Origin of the sequence: Paenisporosarcina macmurdoensis (assembly GCF_042658845.1) — a bacterium.
Classification (GTDB): domain Bacteria; phylum Bacillota; class Bacilli; order Bacillales_A; family Planococcaceae; genus Paenisporosarcina; species Paenisporosarcina macmurdoensis.
In genome coordinates this window covers 26,953-48,024 of sequence record NZ_JBHSRI010000020.1, presented here as the reverse complement: position 1 = coordinate 48,024, position 21,072 = coordinate 26,953, and the positions used below count along the sequence as shown (strand labels likewise).

General features: G+C 36.8%; 19 protein-coding genes. 13 read left to right on the top strand and 6 right to left on the bottom strand.

Annotated features, from left to right (window positions below; genetic code table 11):
* Positions 1-69: 69 nt before the first annotated feature.
* The 3 genes from ACFPYN_RS13010 to tatC are packed head-to-tail and all read left to right on the top strand — an operon-like array spanning position 70 to position 1,786.
* Entirely contained in the window at positions 70-735 is a 666-nt protein-coding gene (locus ACFPYN_RS13010) for a redox-sensing transcriptional repressor Rex (RefSeq protein ID WP_377734753.1), read from the top strand.
* Between the two features lie 52 nt (positions 736-787).
* Positions 788-985, top strand: a complete 198-nt coding sequence (gene tatA, locus ACFPYN_RS13005) for a twin-arginine translocase TatA/TatE family subunit (protein WP_377734752.1) — start codon at positions 788-790, stop codon at positions 983-985.
* A 21-nt stretch (positions 986-1,006) separates the two neighbouring features.
* Positions 1,007-1,786 (top strand): twin-arginine translocase subunit TatC, encoded by a 780-nt coding sequence (gene tatC, locus ACFPYN_RS13000; protein WP_377734751.1) that lies wholly within the window; start codon positions 1,007-1,009, stop codon positions 1,784-1,786.
* Positions 1,787-2,270: 484 nt separating this feature from the next.
* Here tatC and ACFPYN_RS12995 read toward each other — a convergent pair whose 3' ends face one another.
* Positions 2,271-3,002: a CPBP family intramembrane glutamic endopeptidase gene (locus tag ACFPYN_RS12995; RefSeq protein WP_377734750.1), complete on the bottom strand. Its 732-nt coding sequence runs from the start codon at positions 3,000-3,002 to the stop codon at positions 2,271-2,273.
* A 195-nt stretch (positions 3,003-3,197) separates the two neighbouring features.
* On the opposite strand from ACFPYN_RS12995, the gene groES reads away from it, so the two are divergent.
* Together groES and groL are read left to right on the top strand one after the other, a co-directional pair.
* The gene (gene groES / locus ACFPYN_RS12990) at positions 3,198-3,482 is read left to right on the top strand and encodes a co-chaperone GroES (RefSeq protein ID WP_377734749.1); all 285 of its coding nucleotides are present in this window, start codon (positions 3,198-3,200) and stop codon (positions 3,480-3,482) included.
* Positions 3,483-3,513: 31 nt separating this feature from the next.
* The gene (gene groL, locus ACFPYN_RS12985; protein ID WP_377734748.1) at positions 3,514-5,133 is read left to right on the top strand and encodes a chaperonin GroEL; all 1,620 of its coding nucleotides are present in this window, start codon (positions 3,514-3,516) and stop codon (positions 5,131-5,133) included.
* A 204-nt stretch (positions 5,134-5,337) separates the two neighbouring features.
* On the opposite strand, the gene ACFPYN_RS12980 is transcribed toward groL, so the two are convergent.
* On the bottom strand, positions 5,338-6,348 hold the full coding sequence (locus ACFPYN_RS12980; protein ID WP_377734747.1) for a tyrosine-type recombinase/integrase: 1,011 nt from the start codon (positions 6,346-6,348) through the stop codon (positions 5,338-5,340).
* 131 nt (positions 6,349-6,479) lie between these two features.
* Entirely contained in the window at positions 6,480-7,019 is a 540-nt protein-coding gene (locus ACFPYN_RS12975) for a hypothetical protein (RefSeq protein WP_377734746.1), read from the bottom strand.
* 158 nt (positions 7,020-7,177) lie between these two features.
* Between ACFPYN_RS12975 and ACFPYN_RS12970 the strand changes: the two genes are divergently transcribed.
* The 3 genes from ACFPYN_RS12970 (at position 7,178) to ACFPYN_RS12960 (ending at position 9,423) form a co-directional block, all read left to right on the top strand.
* Positions 7,178-7,348, top strand: a complete 171-nt coding sequence (locus tag ACFPYN_RS12970; RefSeq protein ID WP_377734745.1) for a hypothetical protein — start codon at positions 7,178-7,180, stop codon at positions 7,346-7,348.
* A 107-nt stretch (positions 7,349-7,455) separates the two neighbouring features.
* The gene (locus ACFPYN_RS12965) at positions 7,456-8,280 is read left to right on the top strand and encodes a hypothetical protein (RefSeq protein WP_377734744.1); all 825 of its coding nucleotides are present in this window, start codon (positions 7,456-7,458) and stop codon (positions 8,278-8,280) included.
* Between the two features lie 48 nt (positions 8,281-8,328).
* A complete protein-coding gene (locus ACFPYN_RS12960; RefSeq protein WP_377734743.1) occupies positions 8,329-9,423 on the top strand; it encodes a DUF4238 domain-containing protein in 1,095 nt (364 codons plus the stop codon).
* Positions 9,424-9,803: 380 nt separating this feature from the next.
* Here ACFPYN_RS12960 and istB read toward each other — a convergent pair whose 3' ends face one another.
* On the bottom strand, positions 9,804-10,577 hold the full coding sequence (istB, locus tag ACFPYN_RS12955; RefSeq protein ID WP_377734742.1) for an IS21-like element helper ATPase IstB: 774 nt from the start codon (positions 10,575-10,577) through the stop codon (positions 9,804-9,806).
* The gene (gene istA, locus ACFPYN_RS12950) at positions 10,574-12,112 is read right to left on the bottom strand and encodes an IS21 family transposase (protein ID WP_377734741.1); all 1,539 of its coding nucleotides are present in this window, start codon (positions 12,110-12,112) and stop codon (positions 10,574-10,576) included. The genes istB and istA overlap by 4 nt, the downstream gene beginning before the upstream one ends.
* Before the next feature lie 89 nt (positions 12,113-12,201).
* Between istA and ACFPYN_RS12945 the strand changes: the two genes are divergently transcribed.
* The 5 genes from ACFPYN_RS12945 to ACFPYN_RS12925 are packed head-to-tail and all read left to right on the top strand — an operon-like array spanning position 12,202 to position 20,001.
* Complete coding sequence (locus ACFPYN_RS12945; protein ID WP_377734740.1) at positions 12,202-13,704, top strand: class I SAM-dependent DNA methyltransferase; 1,503 nt, start codon at positions 12,202-12,204, stop codon at positions 13,702-13,704.
* Positions 13,694-14,971 (top strand): restriction endonuclease subunit S, encoded by a 1,278-nt coding sequence (locus ACFPYN_RS12940; RefSeq protein ID WP_377734739.1) that lies wholly within the window; start codon positions 13,694-13,696, stop codon positions 14,969-14,971. Before ACFPYN_RS12945 ends, ACFPYN_RS12940 begins: the two co-directional genes overlap by 11 nt.
* Positions 14,955-18,056 (top strand): type I restriction endonuclease subunit R, encoded by a 3,102-nt coding sequence (locus ACFPYN_RS12935; RefSeq protein ID WP_377734738.1) that lies wholly within the window; start codon positions 14,955-14,957, stop codon positions 18,054-18,056. The genes ACFPYN_RS12940 and ACFPYN_RS12935 overlap by 17 nt, the downstream gene beginning before the upstream one ends.
* A 30-nt stretch (positions 18,057-18,086) precedes the next feature.
* Positions 18,087-19,088 (top strand): nucleotidyltransferase, encoded by a 1,002-nt coding sequence (locus ACFPYN_RS12930; protein WP_377734737.1) that lies wholly within the window; start codon positions 18,087-18,089, stop codon positions 19,086-19,088.
* Positions 19,089-19,092: 4 nt separating this feature from the next.
* The gene (locus ACFPYN_RS12925) at positions 19,093-20,001 is read left to right on the top strand and encodes an S-4TM family putative pore-forming effector (protein WP_377734736.1); all 909 of its coding nucleotides are present in this window, start codon (positions 19,093-19,095) and stop codon (positions 19,999-20,001) included.
* Between the two features lie 378 nt (positions 20,002-20,379).
* Here the strand turns inward: ACFPYN_RS12925 and ACFPYN_RS12920 are convergent, their stop codons facing one another.
* Positions 20,380-20,793 carry a hypothetical protein gene (locus tag ACFPYN_RS12920; RefSeq protein ID WP_377734735.1) on the bottom strand — a complete coding sequence of 138 codons (414 nt, stop codon included), beginning with the start codon at positions 20,791-20,793 and terminating at the stop codon, positions 20,380-20,382.
* Positions 20,794-21,072 lie beyond the last annotated feature (279 nt).

Here is a 21,072-nt window from a genome sequence, read left to right as displayed (position 1 = left end):
CTGAACTTTACTTCCTTCAAGTACTCATGTAAGATGAAATCGATTTCGCTTGAATGCAGGAGGAACGGCATGAAACTAGAACCGCTTAAAATTCCACAAGCTACAACCAAAAGAGTACCTCTCTACTACCGATTTCTCCAAAATTTTTCGAACGCGGGTAAGAAACGAATTTCTTCTCAGGAACTAAGTGAAGCGATGAAAATTGATTCAGCAACGATTCGCCGTGATTTTTCGCATTTTGGAGCATTAGGTAAAAAAGGGTATGGCTATGAAGTACAACACTTACTGTCGTTTTTCCGTCAAACGCTTGATCAAGATGAAGAAACGAATGTCGCATTAATTGGTGTAGGTAGCTTAGGTACTGCTTTTCTAAAATACAATTTCCACAAGAATCACAACACACGCATTGTAGTAGCATTTGATACGAGTGCCACTGAAGACGGAATGATGATGAGTGATATTCCTGTTTTTGAGCCTAGCAAGTTAGAAGAAAAAATCAAACAATATGGGATTGAGCTAGTGATTTTAACAGTACCTTCGCGTGCTGCTCAAGAAGTGACAGATCGTTTAACCAAAACGGCTGTTAAAGGGATTCTCAATTTTACACCCATGAGATTAACGGTACCGGATTCAATTCGTGTCCATACAATTGATTTGTCCGTTGAATTACAAACACTGATTTACTTCATTAAACAAGACGAAGAAAGTTCACACATCGTTCATAGTAGCAAATAGCAAACGTAGCAAAAGTAAGTTAAAATAATAATAGACAAGAGGAGGTGCCTACATGCCAACAGGTCCATTAAGTATTTTATTGATTGTGGTAGTGGCTTTGCTTGTATTTGGTCCTAAAAAGCTTCCTGAATTAGGACGAGCATTCGGTAGTTCGCTTCGCGAATTCAAAAATGCAACCAAAGGTCTCATCGATGACGATGAAGATGACGATGTTAAAAAGAAAAAGAAGTTAGACGACGAAGTTAAGTAAGTACGTTAGGGTGTTTTTCTGATGGAAGAAAGAGACATGACTACAGTTGATCATATTATTGAATTAAGAAAACGGCTGATGATTATCGTCGTTTTCTTTGTTGTTGCAGTGGTAGTCAGTTTTTTCTTAGCTGGCCCACTGATTGAATTTTTACAAGTGAGCGAAGAAGCACGGGACTTAACATTAAATGCGTTTAAAATAACGGATCCATTTAAGATTTTAATTACCGTAATGATGGTTTTAGCCATCGTAATGACTTCGCCAATCATACTCTACCAAGTATGGGCTTTTATTTCTCCAGGACTTTATAAGAAAGAGCGAACGGCAACATTAAGTTACATTCCGTTCATCTTTTTGCTATTTATAGCAGGGGTATCATTCTCCTATTATGTCGTATTCCCATTCGTCATACACTTTATGGCTGATTTAGCGGCTGATTTGAATATTGAGCAAACCATAGGAATTAATGAATACTTTGATTTTCTATTTCAATTAACCATTCCTTTTGGTTTTGTTTTTCAAATGCCTGTGGTATTACTTTTCTTAACAAGATTAGGAATCATTACACCTATGTTGTTAACCAAGTATCGTAAATATATTTACTTGGTACTAGTAGTGGTAGCAGATGTTTTAACACCTCCAGATATTATGTCACATGTTCTGGTAACCATCCCGCTCATCCTACTGTTTGAATTTAGTATCGTCGTAGCGAAAATTGGCTATCGCAAATATTTAAAAGCAGAAGCACTTCAACAAATAGAAGAAGCGAAGCGTCAAAATGAAAGCCTTCCACCGGAATAACCGGTAGAAGGCTTTTTTTCTTCCTGTTGAGGAGAGTGTTTTAACAAGTTAACTAGCATATGGAACATGTATGAGCGATAAATCTCTCAAGATGAGCGATAAATGCTTCGAAATGAGCGATAAATGTCCCAAGAAGAGCGATAAACCTCTCGAAATGAGCGTTAAATATTTCATAAGCAAAAATACCTCTTCAATCCCGTCTCGTTAGCCAAGTTGACTAGGTGTGAAACAAACTCTTCCTTTCAAACAGCAGCGCAGCGAAAACAAAACTATTCAAAAGTCCTTAGATAGGAGCCATTACGCTAATCGCTACATAGCTCTTTTCTGTGGGAGAGGAGAGTTTTTCAACAAGTTAACTAGGCTATGGGACGTGGATGAGCGATAAATGCTTCGAGATGAGCGATAATCACCCGTGAACATGAATAAATCTAAACAAAAAAACTCCCGATGATGATTTCATTGGGAGTTAATCATATGAAACTAGTTATTGTGAATTTGATAAGGTTTCTAAATACTTTTGGTAACGTTCTATATTATCCCGATTTAATTGGACCAAGACGACAAAGCCGTTCAGTAACATATGTGAAATGATTGAGGTCCAAATTCTTTTTGTTTTGTAATACAAAAAGGCGAATATAAATCCTGACACCGCATAGAGTAGTATGTGTGTAAAATCAAAATGGATGACTGCAAAGACGATGGCACTGACAGATCCGGCAATAAAGAAGTTCGACTTTTGTACAAGCGATCCGAAAATAACACGTCGGAAAATGAGTTCTTCTAAAATAGGGGCAAATATTGCAATTGATAATATGGCAACTGGAGCAGCGGCCGCTATTTTTACAAAAGTTGCTGTATTATCAGATCCTGGTTTTATTCCAAGAGCATTTTCAATCATTGCTGCAATGGCTTGACCTATCAACACCATGAAGAATCCAAGAATTCCCCATCCGATTGATACTGGGATGGAACTTTTTTTGCCTTTTAAGTTATTTAAAAACGATTTATCTTTACGGATAATCGCGAAACTTACAAGAGCTGCGACGGACATGCTAATAAAAATCCACCAACCACTTGCTAGTAGTTTGGCTTGTTGTTCTACCATGCCCTCTTGCCCATTTATAAAGCGGAAGAGTAGTGGAGCGAACAGTGCTCCAGACAATTGCATGATGACGTAAACGGTGATTAAATAAAAAGCTGTTTTGTTATTTTTCACGGGTAAAGTCCTTTCATCAAAAGAAGTTCTTTCTATATTGTATGGGTTTTCTGGCTACGTCGCAAAGAATACAAAAATCGCAGTGTTCTTACTTGCAAAAGTTCAGTCAATTCATTATGATAGGAGTTGTGTTAGCACTCAAGAACAGAGAGTGCTAATAAAATAATCACTACCATTCAGGGAGGTTGTTTTCACTTGTTAAAACCATTAGGCGATCGTATCGTAATTGAATTAATCGAGTCAGAAGAAAAATCAGCATTCGGTATTGTACTACCAGACTCTGCTAAAGAGAAGCCACAAGAAGGTAAAGTACTTGCTATTGGAACTGGTCGTGTTCTTGAAAACGGCGCGCGTGTAGAGTTAGATGTGAAAGAGGGAGACAAGATCATTTTCTCTAAATACGCTGGTACAGAAGTGAAATATGAAGGTAATGAATACTTAATTTTACGTGAAAATGACATTTTAGCAATTATAGGATAAAACATAATTATATTCTAGGAGGATTTACTAAATGGCAAAAGAAATTAAATTTAGCGAAGACGCACGTAGCGCAATGCTTCGTGGTGTAGATAAATTAGCAGATGCTGTAAAAGTAACGCTTGGACCAAAAGGACGTAACGTTGTTCTTGAGAAAAAATTTGGTTCACCACTAATTACAAACGATGGTGTAACAATTGCAAAAGAAATCGAACTAGAAGATGCATTTGAAAACATGGGTGCTAAGTTAGTAGCTGAAGTTGCATCTAAAACAAATGACATTGCTGGTGACGGTACAACAACTGCAACAGTTCTTGCTCAAGCAATGATTCGTGAAGGTTTGAAAAACGTAACAGCTGGTGCGAACCCTGTAGGAATTCGTAAAGGGATTGAAAAAGCGGTTGCAGCAGCTATCACAGGCCTAAAAGAAATCTCTCAAGATATCGAAGGCAAAGAATCAATCGCACAAGTAGCAAGTATCTCTTCAGGTGACGAAGAAGTAGGACAATTGATTGCTGAAGCAATGGAGCGCGTTGGCAACGACGGGGTTATCACAATTGAAGAGTCTAAAGGCTTCACTACTGAACTTGATGTGGTTGAAGGTATGCAATTCGACCGTGGATATGCTTCGCCATACATGGTAACGGATTCAGATAAAATGGAAGCTGTTTTAGAAAATCCATATATCTTAATTACAGATAAAAAAATTACAAGCATTCAAGAAATTCTTCCAGTACTAGAGCAAGTGGTACAACAAGGTAAACCACTTATCCTAATCGCTGAAGACGTTGAAGGCGAAGCTTTAGCAACTCTAGTTGTTAATAAATTACGTGGAACGTTCAATGCAGTAGCTGTTAAAGCTCCTGGATTTGGCGATCGTCGTAAAGCGATGCTTCAAGATATCGCAATTCTTACAGGCGCAGAAGTGATTACTGAAGAGCTTGGTTTAGAATTGAAAACAACGAACATTACACAATTAGGTCGTGCAGCTAAAGTAGTTGTAACGAAAGACAACACAACAATCGTTGAAGGCGCAGGCCAAGCAGAAGCAATTACTGGCCGTGTAAGCCAAATTCGTTCTCAATTAGAAGATACAACTTCTGAATTTGATAAAGAAAAATTACAAGAACGTTTAGCGAAACTTTCAGGTGGTGTTGCCGTAATTAAAGTCGGTGCAGCAACTGAAACAGAACTAAAAGAACGTAAACTTCGTATCGAAGATGCATTGAACTCAACTCGTGCAGCTGTTGAAGAAGGTATCGTTTCTGGTGGTGGTACCGCACTAGTGAACGTTTACAAAAAAGTGGCTGAATTAGCGGCTACTGAAACAGGCGACGTTGCAACGGGCGTGAAAATTGTTCTTCGTGCACTTGAAGAGCCAGTTCGTCAAATCGCAAACAACGCAGGTCTTGAAGGTTCAATCATCGTTGACCGCTTGAAACGCGAAGAAATCGGTATCGGTTTCAACGCAGCAAACGGCGAATGGGTGAACATGATGGAAGCAGGTATCGTGGATCCAACTAAAGTTACTCGTTCTGCACTTCAAAACGCAGCATCTGTAGCAGCAATGTTGTTAACTACTGAAGCAGTAGTTGCAGAAATTCCAGACAAAAATGCAGGCGGCGGTATGCCTGACATGGGTGGCATGATGTAATCTAACCATGCAACCCTTGATATGACGGGGTTTGTAGGGGATAGGATTGTGAAATGCTAACTTATTGCTAACTTTCGGGTTCCGAAACAACTAAATTAAGCTTTTGGGGAGACCTTTTGTAAGTTCTTTGAACTTATAGGAGGTCTTCTTTTTTGTTCTCTTTTAAGAACATTTCAGTTGAATGAAACTAAAGAATACCTTTCGTCAATTGACTAAATCTCTTAGAAGTTTCTTCTTCGACATTTTATGAGCGTAGATGTTCATTGTTGTATTGATGTCTGAATGTCCTAAGCGTTCTTGAATCTCTTTAACACCTGCACCAGCTTCAATCAATAGAGACGTATGCGTATGTCTAAAGCTATGTGGTGTGATGTGCTTATCGATGTCCAAACGCTTTAAAAGACGGATTAAACGGTTCATGACCTGTTTCATGTTTCTTGGGTGTCCTGTGTTTTCTGCAAAAATGAAATTATTGTCTTGATAAACCATACGCTGTTTCATCTTCAAGGCTCTTTGATCAAGCCGATGTTTCTTGAAAAGCGTGAGTAAATCTCCATCTAAAGAAATGATGCGAACAGATTTCTTGGTTTTTGGCGTTAATAATTGATAGCCTGTCTGACCGTTATTAGGATTGTAATAGGTTTTTGTAATGCGCATGGTTTTCTTAGTGAAGTCCACATCTGACCATTTGAGAGCCAGCAGTTCACCTAACCTCAGACCGGTATACGGCAATGTAACAAATGACAGATAGTCCATGTACAGCCCATGCTCTTTTGTTATTACTAGAAAAGATTTCAACTCTCTTAACTCCAGAAACTTCTCCTGAATGTCTTCCTCTTCAATTTCTTCAACAGTTTCCTGTTTTTTAGGCATTACAAACCCCTCAGTAGGATTCCGACTAAGCAAGTCCTTGCGAATAGCATGTTTGAAAATCATGTTTCCAGTTGTGTGAATACTGTCGATATAGTTTCTGCTGAATTTCTGGCTAAGAGCATTGATATAGGATTGATACATATGCCGTGTGATTTTTAAGGGAAGATGTTCCCATTGGGATACAAGCTGCTTCATAGCAATACTCCGTGCTCTTACACTGCTGATTTTCGCTTGTGTACCGTAATACTCAACCCATTCAACTGCAAACTGTCCAAAAGTGATCTTTGTTTCATGGATCACTGCGCCTTCTACAATCGATTCTTCAATTTTATTTGCAGCCAATTGAGCTTCTTTCTTAGTTCTAAACCCAGACTTTGTAACTAGTTACAGGATCTTGGGCGATATTAACGATATATGCCCATTTGTCACCTCGTTTATGGATATGCGCCATTGTAACTTTCACCTCCTTTCAATCAATCCTCTAGAAGTATTTCTAGCATAGTTTTAACTTTTTCAATCTCAGAATCAGTTAATACCTTGTTTTTATAAAGTACCTTATGTTCTTTTTGATCTAAAAGGCAAGAAAGGTTAAAGAAGTTCTCTTTTAATTCTTCTTCTGAATAGTATTGAATATATTTATTTCCATTTTCGTCTAATTTCTCGACTTTTGATTGTACTTTAAATGAAATAGTTCTATGAGTATTATTTTTAATTCCCTTATACCGTGAGGCTGCATAATCATTATCTATAATATTCTCATGCCATTCAATAAAGTTTCCTACTTCTAAAAATTCCCCAATTCTTTCATTGTAGAGTTCGATGGTAGAAGTATTTTCTGCTTTTTCAAGTTGAAGATACCGTTCAGATTCGATATTTAAAAAATCTGCAACTTCCTCTACACTTTTGTTTTTAGAAAATCTTAGAATTTTTAAGAAATCACCGATAGTTGAATAATATGTTAGGTAAAAGTGGGTTTTTTCATCTATAAGGGAATAACCCTTTCCTACAGACATTATTGTGTTTTGTGTAAGAGCTCTAATAATTGGATCAGCGCTTTCAAGAATACTTTCTTCGTTTTTTGGATTAAAAACCTCGGCTCCTGTTTCGTGATATTTTTCTTCTAAGAACTTGTTTTAAATCTTTTCAATATAAAGCAGGGGAGATAAAAATTATGGATATGGCTGAATATAAAACGTTAAGCATTTATGCAAAGGATTATGACACCATAATGAATTGGGGATTTGGTTCTGGATACAATGGAGCAGAAGTGATTTCTATTATATTGGAATTTCACAAAACTCGAATTTTATCTAATAAAGAAAAAGAGCTAGAGTTCGTTTGAAATTATTACCTGTAAGAACCTATATGTTTTAAATATAATAATACAAATATGAAGGTCTTCTGTATAATGCTCTTGTATACATATTAAGGAAGGAAAGAAGGAGGAAAATGAAAGAGGAATCATCAAAAGTTTTTTTAAAAAAACGAGCGTATCTATTAGGCAATATTATTTTCCAACATCTTAAATTGTTACTGCCGCTAGCTATAATGACGTGGTCATTGTACAATACTATTGATTTTGAGGTAATTTGGCTTAAGTTAGTTTTTCAAGTAATAGTATTATTTTTAATACCTATATTTTCTTGGGAATTATCAAAAGTAACAATTAGAATGACGAAGAATTATGCGGGACCAATAAGTAAAGGTATATTATACTTTTTTACTATTCTATTGCTTGGTGTAATTTATATGTTTACTTCTTTATTTATGCTAATTCACATAGTTGCACTTATGGGAAAACAGCTGGAATCAAGCTGGCTTGTCATTCTTCTTGTAATTAATTCATTAGTATTCGCTTTGGTACATATTAGATCCTTGATAAGAGCGTACTATGAAGGTATCGAGAATGAAAAAGTAATAGAACAAGCAATTATGTTTATTATTATCTTTTGCTATGGAATTCCTGCCTTGTTGTTGACATTATTTAATGCACAATCGGCCGGGGTAATTCCAGGTCATTTTATTATCTTCATAAACGTATTACTTGCAGGTTTACTTTCTATTAGTCTCCAAGGATATAAGAATGCATATAATAATTCGGCGGGTACTGTTATATTTGCAAACTATCTACAAGATTTTTTTGCTTTATTAATAGTATTTGCTGCCCTAGATTTAAAAACAGAAAATTCTATTTCATTTCACGTGTGGTTAATATTTTTTACTATCACATTCGCTGGTATACGTTCATATAGAGAGATTAATATTAAAGCATAGGTCAATAAAGTGAAATACTAGAGAATACAATAAGGAGGATGATTTTTAATGGTTCAATTCGATCCATCCTGGGTTTCAAATTCATCTAAACAACATCTAGTTCCTAACACTTATTTAAAGGCTTGGAGTGATAATAATGTTGATGTTTACTATATTGATAAAAATGAAAGTAAGATAGACTTTAGTAAAGAGGAGTTTCAAAGAAAGACTAGAAGATTAACGACCATAAAAGAATTTTATTCACGCAATATTTACTCGGAATTTTTTGAGAATAATGATTTAGAAGAAATATTTAAACCTCTTACTTCTCAAAAATACTCTGTAGTATTTGAAAAAGAAAAAATTGAATCTGTAAAAAAATTAAGAGAATTATTTCATCAATTTAACGAATGGAGTATTTATGATTCCAATCAGATATTAATATCAGAAGAACAAAAGCAAGTTCTGAAAGAGGATATTAAAAAAGTTCGAATAAGAAATATTGAAGAGGCTTGGAACCAGATGTTTGAAGATAAGTGGCCAACTACTCGTGATGCTATTCTTCAAGCAGTTCAAGCGAATCTAGGGGCAGAAAGAATTAGTGCTGTTAAAAGGGAAGAACTGATTCGATTTATGGTGGCCATTGAATGGAGAACTTACCCACCACAGCAAACACTATTGAAAACGTTTGATGAATTAGCAAGTTTAGAATTTTTGAGTTTCTTACATGAACATGTAGAAGAAGAAGAAGAAAAGTATTTGCCAATGTATAGCACTCACGGAGAATATTTTCTACATAACATAACTTTAAAATACTTTCTTGCTTATTTTCAAAATAAAGGGCCTATGTATGATGAATATATAACAATGTTTAATAACATGGACATTGAACTATTGATTCCTGAAGCAGGATTTGAATTTATTACTTCCGATAATCCAGTGCGAATGTTTACAAATTCAAATAATGAGTTGGAATACATATTCCCTATCACACCCGTTTTAGCTTGTGCAATTAGAAAGAATAGTAGGAATCAAGATGTTAGTAAGTATTGGATTACTACTTATCCCAAAGAGAAAGTCTTCATCTATAATGATAATATTAGGAAATCCTGCTATAAAGGTTATGTTTTAAAGCAACCAGATTTAAAAGTTTACTTCAAGTAAGTTTAGTTAGTATTGAATACTTAGTGACATGAAATATATAATAGTTTTCTATAAAAAGAGGGTTATGTAAGAGACCGAGAGGTTATCTTGTGTAACCCTTTCTTTGTTGGTAAAATTAGGTTTATAGTACTTTTTTTATAGAGTTACAAAAGTTACATATATATTTAGAGTTACAGTAAAAGCTGTTAATGTATAAAGAATTTATAAATCTAGCAATAGTATCGAACTAAAAGAAGCGTGAAAAAGAAAGAGGGAAATCATATGTCTACAGCAAATATTGGTTTTGAAGAAAAATTATGGTCAATGGCAGATAAGCTCCGTGTAACCGTCAAGTAAGAATGAACAGTTTTCGTCAATTAGTTTTGAACAGTTTTCCGCAATTAAGATTGAACACTTATTTCGGAAAACAAAGTTTTCCGGTATTTCATTCTTAAGCTGTCATCTTCTTCACTAAAAGAGATTATTTCACTACGATGTAGAAGTCGATCTAGAATTGCTGTGGTAAGAGTGGGGTCTCCTAAGAATTTACCCCACTCATTCGGTCCTTTATTTGATGTAAGAATGAATGCTACATTATCGTATAGCTCATAAATGAATTGGAAAAACAGACTTGCTTCTTTTGGATCGATTGTCATATACATAACATCATCGATAATGACTAAGTTAGAAGAAGTAATCCTCTTATACCGTGTGCGAGATTTACTAGTATATTCACGGGTTTTCAATACATAAATCAGTTCGGCCATAGAAATGAATGCTACTTGGTAACCATGATTAATTGCATGTATCCCTAAACCCACCGCCAGGTGTGTTTTCCCTGCACCTGGCGGTCCCATGAGAATTAGGGTGAAATTTTCCGCAACCCATTCCAACTCTTTAAGCAGTTTAAATTGACGTTCTCCTATAGCGTGTTGTTCTTTCAAGTCATATTCAGTAAGTGTTTTATGGTAAGGAAAATCAGCCCATTTCATATTACGGTCGATACTCTTTCTCTCCCGGCAATTCAATTCATGACTTAATAATTTATGAATAAATTCATGATAGGTCCAACTCTCTGCCTCTGCATTGCGTAAAAGCGTAGGCAGTTCCTTTGCGGTTTCAGCTAGTCGAAGAGTTCGACATTTCTCTTGAAGTCCATCCGCTGGATTTGTCATTGGTTTCTACCTCCAGTCAAAATATTGGCGTAGTAGTCTTCCGAGCGTTCCGCTGCTTGAAGATGCTCATATTTTGTTGGGAGAGTATGCACCTTCAGTTGATGATCTTCTTTTGCTTCTTTATGCAGGGAGTAGGCTATATCCCTGAAATCATTGGCACTAATCAGGTTCATTAATTTCACTTTTTCCAAGGTCACATTAATATGAGCGGTATGAGTCTCGATAACAACTTTTAATACACGAAGTTGATCCAATAGATAGCGACCATATTTTCTTCGTAATTCATCGATAAACCATTCAATAAGTGCGTGGTCGTTAAATACCTCAGCTATTTGATGGGCAAGCAGTGTTGTTTTCGATTCTTTTAATTTCTTATGCTTTGGATCCCTGATGACTTGACCTTTTCCAACCGCAATATGGTGTGAAGCCAGAATGAGACCAGTTGGCTTTAAACGAATTTTCAGTTGTCCATCTTTCGTAATCTCTAAATAGGCAAGGTTCTTAGACTTCGAATGGTACGTTCCTGCGGGTACGGAATACCGATTTCCCTCGTATCGAAGAACGTTGTCCTTGGTAATATTTCTTGTTATACTTTCAGTAAGATGATTCTCGAAAGAGAAGGTTGAAGAGACTATTCGCAAGTGTTGCTTTTCCAGGGCGTGCACTTCGAAGGGTCTTTTTTTCGTATTGTGATGAATTTTATGATTTCCCGTTCTTTCAAGCCAATCTAGTGTCGATTCGTTCCAAGTTGATAGATGGTCATATGTCCTGTTTTTACTAAAGTTATATTTAACGAACTTAACCACTTGTTCAATCTTTCCTTTGGATTCCGGATCACTCTTTCTGCAAAGATAAATTTTAAACCCGCGTGCTTTTCGGTATTTTTCAAACTCTGCAGTCAATATCAAATCTCCTGCATTTTCGCTGACAGACAATATTGCATCTTGGTCGTAGACCATTTCAATGGATATTCCTCCAAAGTAATGAAAAGCATTTTCATGACAGCGTATCATGTCTTGCGTACGGAAAGGTTTGTCTAACCATTCCACATATTTAAACCGGGAATGTGAGAGAACAAAGGCTATAAAGTACAATCGTTTATTCGTTTCCTCTGTCGTTGTCACTTTGTCTTGTCCAAAGTCCACTTGTATCTGGTAACCCATTGGAAGATCCGGAACGGCTTCATAAATCCTCTGGCTGCTGACCTTTGGAATTTGGTAAGTATCCCTCACTTCATTAACATAACTCCTCACAGTACTTTCAGCGATATTTTGCACATCGCATTTTTCCTGCAGCCAATCATAAACTTGAGCACCCGTTAGATCGGGATGTTGTTTCAACCACATAACAATGTAATCCCGATAGGGATCTAATTTCCTTCCGCGCGCTTGAAGAGTTAAGATAAACGCCTCAAATTCTTCTGGAGACTTCCCAAGATACGATCGCACAGTATTCCGAGAAATAAATAGTTTGCGGGCAATCGCTGCTTCCTTGAATCCTTCTTCTTTTAACTTCAGGATTTGATAATAATCCATTTTCTTTTTCACTCCATAATCCTCACTTTCTATAAACTAGTTACTAGTATATAGAAGCGAAGTTTTTAGTGAAAACTGTTCAATCTTAATTGGCGAAATCTGTTCAATTTAGTTTAGCGTTTACACTCCGTGGCAGCATGGACGCTTCTGAATATAAAAATGTCGTATTGGGGCTTCTATTCCTTAAATACGTTTCGGATTCTTTTGAAGAGAAATATGAAGAACTTACGCAAGACAAATGGGCAGATCCGGAAGATAAAGACGAGTACCTAGCAGAGAATATTTTCTGGGTGCCGAAAGAAGCACGTTGGACTTATATCAAAGAAAACGCTAAAAAGCCTGAAATCGGTCAGATAATTGATACTGCCATGATTGCTACTGAAAAAGAGAACGAATCTTTGCGGGGAGTGCTGCCAAAAGACTATGCACGTCCGGCTCTCGATAAAACAAGACTGGGAGAAACAATCGATTTGTTTTCGTTCAGAATTGGAGATAAAGAAAGCCGCTCCAAAGATATGCTTGGTCGCGTCTATGAGTATTTCCTGTCGAAATTCGCAAGCGCAGAAGGAAAAAATGGCGGTGAGTTCTATACACCGAGTTCTGTGGTTAAACTGCTTGTTCAAATGCTGGAGCCATATAAAGGCAGAGTATATGATCCGTGCTGCGGTTCTGGGGGCATGTTTGTCCAAAGTGAAAAGTTTGTCGAAGAACACCAAGGGCGTCTAGGTGATATTGCGGTCTATGGACAAGAATCAAACCCTACAACTTGGAAACTGGCAAAAATGAACTTGGCTATCCGCGGTATTGACGGAAATATTGGAGATCATAACGCGGATACGTTCCATAACGATTTACATAAAGGATTGAAAGCTGATTACATCCTAGCAAATCCACCTTTTAATATCAGTGATTGGGGCGGAGAAAAGTTAAAAGAAGATGTTCGCTGGCAGTTTGGAACGCCGCCAGTCGGAAATGCCAACTATGCATGGATTCAGCATATGGTTTCAAAACTTGCACCATCTGGTACAGCTGGCTTTGTTCTAGCGAATGGGTCGATGTCGACAAATACGACATCAGAGCTTGAAATCCGCAAAAATTTGATTGAGCAAGATCTTGTCGAATGTATCGTTACGTTGCCTGGGCAATTATTCTACTCTACGCAAATTCCGGTTTGTTTGTGGTTTGTCACGCGCAATAAAGCGAAAAACGGCAAAAAAGAACGGCGTGGAGAAATCCTCTTCATCGATGCCAGAAAACAAGGTAGCATGGTTTCGCGTACATTGAAAGAATTTTCTATTGAAGACATCAACAAAATCTCAGACGTGTATCATGCATGGCGGGGAACGAATGAACAAGAATACGAAGATGTTGCAGGCTTCTGTAAAGTAGCAAAACTGGATGAAGTTCGAGAGCATGAATATATTTTGACTCCTGGCCGCTATGTTGGGTTGGAAGCAGCGGAAGAAGACAGTGAGCCGTTTGAAGAAAAAATGGAGCGATTGACTGGCGATCTTGCAGAGCAATTCGTGAAATCGAAAAAACTTGAAGGCCAAATCCGTAAAGCGTTGGAGGGGATCGGGTATGGGGTTTAACAATTTTGAGACTGTAAAATTACCTGAAATAGGTACCTTATCTAGAGGGAAGTCAAAACATAGACCAAGATATGATCCGGTTTTATACGGAGGTAAATATCCCTTTATACAAACTGGTGATATAAGAAAAGCTGGAAAAAGAATCAAGGATTTCGAGCAGTCTTATAGTGAAGTAGGATTAAGTCAAAGTAAATTATGGAAAAAAGATACTTTATGTATAACTATTGCTGCTAATATAGCGGAGACATCCATTTTAGATTTTGAAGCATGTTTTCCAGACAGCGTTGTAGGCTTTATCCCGGATACTAGCAGGTGTTCAATTGATTATATTTACTACTACTTTCAATACTTTAAAAAAGAAATTCAAAGTAGAGCTTATGGCTCTGTTCAAGAAAATATCAATCTCAAGGTTCTAAATGATATTGATATCATATTGCCATCCTTACATATACAAAACAAAATTACTTCAATACTTTCACCTCTTGATGAGAAAATAGAAGTTAACAACAAAGTTATACAAAACTTAGAAGAATTTGCTCAGACATTTTTCAAACGCTGGTTTGTAGATTTTGAATTTCCAAATGAAAATGGAGAACCTTATAAATCCAGTGATGGAGAAATGGTAGAGAGCGAAATAGGTTTAGTTCCGGTAGAATGGCAAGTTGGAAAAGCGTCAGATATATTTCACTTTTCTCCTAAAACTACTTTAAAAAAAGGTGAATTAGTAGATTACATTGAAATGAAAGATTTAAATGATTCTGCCGTGATTCATTCATGGAAAAAAAGAGTGTTTAGTGGTTCGGGCAGTAAATTTATTAATGGTGATACACTACTTGCTAGAATTACCCCGTGCCTTGAGAATGGCAAGATTGGATACGTTGAATTTATGGAAAAAGAAGAAGTGGGCTGGGGGTCAACCGAGTTTATTACGATTAGAAGTAAAGAAGGTTATCCAAAGACACTTACTTACTTTTTTGCTTCGAATCCTGATTTTAAAAATTATGCGATAAGTAATATGAACGGAAGTTCAGGAAGACAACGAGTTAACCATCAAACACTTGGCAACTATTCTTGCGTTGTATATCCAATAGAAATTACTCACAAGTTTGCAGAAATTGCTGATGAAATCATGGAAATGATGTCTAACATGCGAAATGAAATTAACACCTTGATAAATATTAGAGAGACCCTTCTTCCGAAACTCCTCTCCGGAGAAATCGAACTCTCTGACGAAACCGAGGTGACTGAACATGTACCGATTCCATGAAGATGATCTTGAACAAGCTACCCTGGAATGGCTTGAAAACTTAGGGTATGAAATAGAGAACGGACCAAATATCGCCGTGGACGGTGATTCACCTGAACGGGACAGCTATGCCGATGTCGTACTTGAAGGCAGGCTTGAAGAAGCGTTAAAGGAGATCAATCCGGATGCTTCGATGGAAACTGTACTGCGCGCGGTTCAGTTGGTCACGATGGTTCAGTCTCCGAATCTTATAGTCAATAATCGGATATTCCAGAAATATGTCACTGATGGCATTGATGTAGAAGTTCGCAAAGAAAACGGGCGTAATACAGTAGAGAAACTATGGCTGTTTGATTTCGAGAACCCGGAAAACAATGATTTTTTGGCAGTCAATCAGTTTACAGTCATTGAATGGCAGCAGAATAAACGCCCAGATGTAATTGTTTTCGTGAATGGCTTACCGCTGGTAGTCATTGAATTGAAAAACTCGACAGATGAGCAAGCAGGAATCTCAAAAGGTTTTAACCAGCTTCAAACATATAAAGCGACGATTCCTTCTTTATTCCAATACAATGCTTTTTTGGTGACGAGCGATGGCATCAATGCCAGAGCGGGATCGCTGACTGCAGACGAAGAACGGTTTATGATGTGGCGAACAGTGGACGGGGAGTCGATTGCTCCTTCCACCATGCCGCAACTTGAAGTATTGATTCAGGGTATGTTCAAGCCGAAAGTTTTGCTGGATTTGCTTCGCCATTTTGTTGTGTTCCAAACGGATGGAGAAAAAACCTTTAAAATTCTGGCTGCGTATCATCAATATTACGCGGTCAACAAAGCGGTCGAACAGGCAAAACGCGCGGCTGCCGAAAGGGGAGACCGGAAGATTGGGGTTATTTGGCATACGCAAGGGTCGGGAAAAAGTTTGTCGATGGTGTTCTATACAGGCAAGCTGGTGCTTGAGATGAACAATCCGACCGTCATTGTCTTAACGGACCGCAATGACCTCGATGACCAACTCTTTAACACATTTTCCATTTCGAGTGATTTATTGCGCCAGACGCCGAAACAAGCCGATAGCCGCAGCGATTTGAGAAATTTATTGGCTGTTGAATCGGGGGGCATTATTTTCACGACGATGCAAAAGTTTGCGCCGGAAGAAGGGTTCACGCATATGGATGCATTGACGACTCGCCGGAATGTCATTGTCATGGCCGATGAAGCGCACCGGACGCAATATGGCTTCCAAGCGCAAGTGACAAAGACAACAGATGATGTTGCGACCAAATACGGTTATGCGAAATACATGCGAGATGCTTTGCCGAATGCTTCTTTTATTGGATTTACAGGAACTCCGGTGGAATCAAGCGATAAAAATACACCGGCTGTTTTCGGTGATTATATTGATATTTATGATATGACGCAGGCGGTTGAAGATGGTTCTACTGTGAAGATTTATTATGAGAGCCGCATAGTGAAACTGGATTTGCCAGAAGGCTTGGATATTGACTTAGAGTATGATGAAATAACTGAATTCCAAGAAGAGTCGGATAGAGAAAGACTGAAATCCAAATGGTCTCGTTTGGAAGCATTGGTGGGTGCTGAACAGCGCCTTCAAAAGTTGGCTGCTGACATGGTGAATCATTTTGAATCCAGACAAGATGCAATGTTCGGAAAATCGATGATTGTTGTCATGTCACGACGAATTGCTATTGACCTTTATCAGGAAATCATCAAGTTGCGTCCAGAGTGGCATTCAGATGATGACAAGAAAGGCGTCATCAAGATTGTTATGACCGGCACTTCGAGTGATCCGGAACACTGGCAGCCTTTTATCGGCAATAAAAAACGACGGGATGATTTAGCTCGCCGGATGAAGGATTTTAATGATGAACTGAAAATTGTCATTGTTCGCGATATGTGGCTGACCGGGTTTGATGTGCCTTCTATGCATACGATGTACATAGACAAGCCGATGAAAGGGCATAATTTAATGCAAGCCATCGCAAGGGTAAATCGGGTCTTCCGGGACAAGCCAGGAGGATTGATTGTCGATTATATTGGAATTGCAGACAGCTTGAAAGAAGCGTTGAAGCAATACACCGACAGCGATCGTGGCAATACTGGAATTGATACGGCCGTGGCAGTGGACATATTATTAGAGAAGTTCGAGATTATTCAAGATATGTTGTACAAGCATAGTTACGATAACTTTAACTCAGAGAAAGCTTCTGAACGTATGCGAGCCATTACAGAAACGATGGATTTTGTCATCGGTCTCGGAGAAGAAGAGAAGAAGCGTTTTATGAAAGTTGTGACGGAGCTTGGAAAGGCATTTGCCCTATGTGCCACAGAACCGGAGGCAATGGAATTAAATGCGGAGATTGGTTTTCTGAAGGCGGTTAAAGCTGCTCTTGTAAAATTGATTCCTGGTGATGATCGGAAACAAACACCGGAACAAATTGACGCGCAGCTAAACCAGTTAATATCGAAATCAGTAATATCGGATGAAGTGATTGATATTTATACTTCGCTTGGTATTCAGAATCCCGACATTTCTATTTTGTCAGATGAGTTTTTGGATGAAGTTCGCGCACTGCCGCAGAAAAACTTGGCAGTGGAGTTATTGAATCGTTTATTGCAAGGAAAAGTGAAAAATGTTCAGCGTACAAATCTCGTAAAAGCACAAAAATTCACTGAGATGTTGAACAACGCCATCAACAAATACAACAAACGGGCGATTGAAACATCTAAAATCATCGAAGAACTGATTGAACTGGCGAAAGAAATGAATGATTCTGTGAAGGCAGGAGAGGCATCTGGTTTGATCAAAGAAGAAGTAGCCTTTTATGACGCTTTAGCTTCTCACGAAACAGCAGAGCAAGTATTAGGTGATGATATCTTGAAAGTCATTGCACATGAGCTTACAAAGGCAATAAAAGAGAATATGAGCATTGACTGGAACTTAAGAGAGTCGGCTAGAGCCAAAATGAGGATTACTGTTCGAAGGTTATTGAAGAAGTATGGCTATCCACCTGATTTGCAGAAGTTGGCAGTAGAGACTGTTGTTGAGCAAGCTGAGTTGATGGCAGAAGCTACAAAATTTTGATATTTATTTACGCTAATAGGGGGAAATGATTTGTCGAGGTCAGTAATTACAGCTTTTAACGAGTTTCAAAAAGATACAGTAAACTTAGATACTAATTTAAATGATAGGGCTAAAAGAAGTAAGAACTGGTTGCTAGAAAAAATTTCGAAATTTGATTCTACAGTTGAAAATTTTCCTCTCTTATATCCAAAGATAGACATACATTTTGGTTCATACGCAAGAAAAACAAAAATTCGAGAACTTGATGATATTGATTTAATGATCGGATTGAATGCTCAAGGATCAACACACGCTGAATATTCAAATAGAATAGAAATTCATGTTTCTGATAAGGCTACTAACCTATTGAGATTATGTCATCCTCAAGGGAATGTTTTAAATTCTAAACGAGTGATTAATAAATTTGTTTCTGCCTGTGAAAATATTCCACAATACAATAATGCAGATATTAAAAGAAATCAAGAAGCAGCTACATTAAAGTTATCATCCTATACATGGAATTTTGATATTGTTCCTTGTTTTATAACTCAAGAAAATAGCGATGGTGAAACATTTTACTTAATTCCTGATGGAAATGGGCATTGGAAGAAGACTAATCCCAGATTAGATAAAGAACGTGCTTCTCTTATAAATCAATCCCATGATGGTAATGTTCTTCAAGCAATAAGAATAATGAAGTACTGGAATAGAAGAGTTGCTATGCCGACTATAACTTCATATTTATTAGAAACTATCATATTGAATTATTACAAAGCAAATACGAATAAAGCTAGTTCTTATGTTGATATTGAAATTCCAAAAATTTTAAACTACCTATATGATAATATTTTAGGGGATATAAACGACCCTAAAAATATTCAAGGAAATATTAATGGTCTTACATTTGATGAGAGGTATAGGGTTCGAACTAAAGCATCTTCAGATTACACTAAAGCAATCGCGGCAAGAAAATTAGAAGAAGATGGTAATAATAAGAGTTCTATTAATAAATGGAGAGAAATATTTGGGGATAATTTCCCTAAATATGAGTGAAAATATGAATATAGCTACTAGGCAAAATAAAACAATAAACCTAAAAAGATTGGCTGCTCAAAGACAAATATATTCCGAAGCAAAGGATTTACTTAATATTCAATTCCTTGTGTGTGTAGTAGCTGCCATAGTATTTGCTATATTAGCAAATATATTAAGTGATGAATTTGCAATTTACCCCATTACAGGTGCTATATTATGCGTACTTTTTAATGAAGTATATCTTTCTAAACGAATTAAAAAGTTAACGACAAAAGCTGCTTATATTCAAGAAGAATTTGATTGCGATGTTTTACTGATTCCTAAAAATCGTATGAAAGAAGATTTTCCAGAACTTCTTGAGATTATAAATTATAAAAGCAAAAAATTCTTGGAAAAAGGAAATAATTATGACTTGCTTAAAGACTGGTATCCTGGAATCAAAGAGGCAGATATTAGTTATGGGAGAATTATATGCCAGAACACTAATTGTTTCTGGAACAAGAAGTTGCGTGAAAGATATTCAGCTTATTTGGCTGGATTCTTTTGGATAATTTTTATTCTTCTTTTGGTAATTAGTATAATGAACGATTTAACTTTAACAAGTTTTATTGGGGCGGTTTTAGCTCCGCTGATTCCAAGTATTGTTTTTGTATACAACATTTTTGCAGTGAACAAAGATTCAATCACTAAATTGAATCATATTAAAATTAAACTAAATGAAATCATTGAAAAATTAAAAGTTAAGGAACATTATCCTAAAGAACAATTAGATAATGATATACGATCATTACAAGATTTGATTTTTGAAAATCGCTTAATTATTTCTTTGACGCCAGACAAATTTTATTTTAGATACCGAGATCGAGATGAAGGAATTGCTGCTGCTTCAAACGAAGAGTTAATAGATTTGATAAACAATAGGATTCAATAATCACTGGTAGGAGTTTTGAAAGAATTGCTAGTAGAATAATTAAGTATTTGACAAGAATAAATAATCAATCTGGAAAGAAGAAATTTAAAATAAACAGCTTCCTTCTCTTCAACTTTTTTAAAAAATGAATGAATTATTGCTGGCACAAAGTTGTGCCAAAGCGATTTTTCACTGGAACAAAACTGTGCCAAACGCTAAAAAAAGTGGCACAAAACTGTGCCAAAATAGAATTTTCATGTACCCACCCAAACACTAGGCTCTGCCTAGTCCCACATTGAAAATGGGGGCAAGTTTCCCTTATGCTCTTTCTCTCTATTTCACATTGTCTGCAAAAGTTACTTAGTTTTAACATTCACTTAGGAGGTTTCACAAATGGAATTAAAAATTAGAAATAAACTCTTCAAGATTCTCATGTTGATTATCTAGGCTTGTCTCTAATTCATATTCTTCAACTACGTTGCCTTTATTGATGTAATAGACTGTATTTACGTTAGGCATGTTGGGACGGAAAGGATTGTTACTTAAGCCATTTTTATTTTCATTAGATACATCATTTTGAAAGACATCGAATAGCATAACAGTTTGTTCTTTTTCTAAAAATGCCTTTTCGACGTTTCTAAGTAGCTGTGAGTCTTCTTCGTCTTTAATGAGTACAAAGCCAGTTTGACCAGTATCGAGTATTTCTTGCACATCTTCAGTAGAAGCATCGATTGTGCCATATTCTTTAGTAGTACAAGCACTTAATAGAAATGATATACTGCAAATGACAAAAATCCATTTGATCGTTTTCATAGAATCGCTCCTTAGATTGTGGTTTGCTAACTTATTTGCTAACTTTTTTTTGAGTTTTGATGAATCTCTATAAGTTAGTTAGTTCCGAAACCCTTAAGAGCGCTAAGTTTTTACATCCTATGAAAAGGCAAAATATGCCCCCGATATGGGCGGCATGATGTAACAATGTTTTAAAACCCCTCTATTTAAAAGGGGTTTTAGCCTGTTACATTGAAACACATCTATAAGAAAAGGTCTTTCATCAGTTTACTAACTGGTGAAAGACCTTTTTTCTATTGT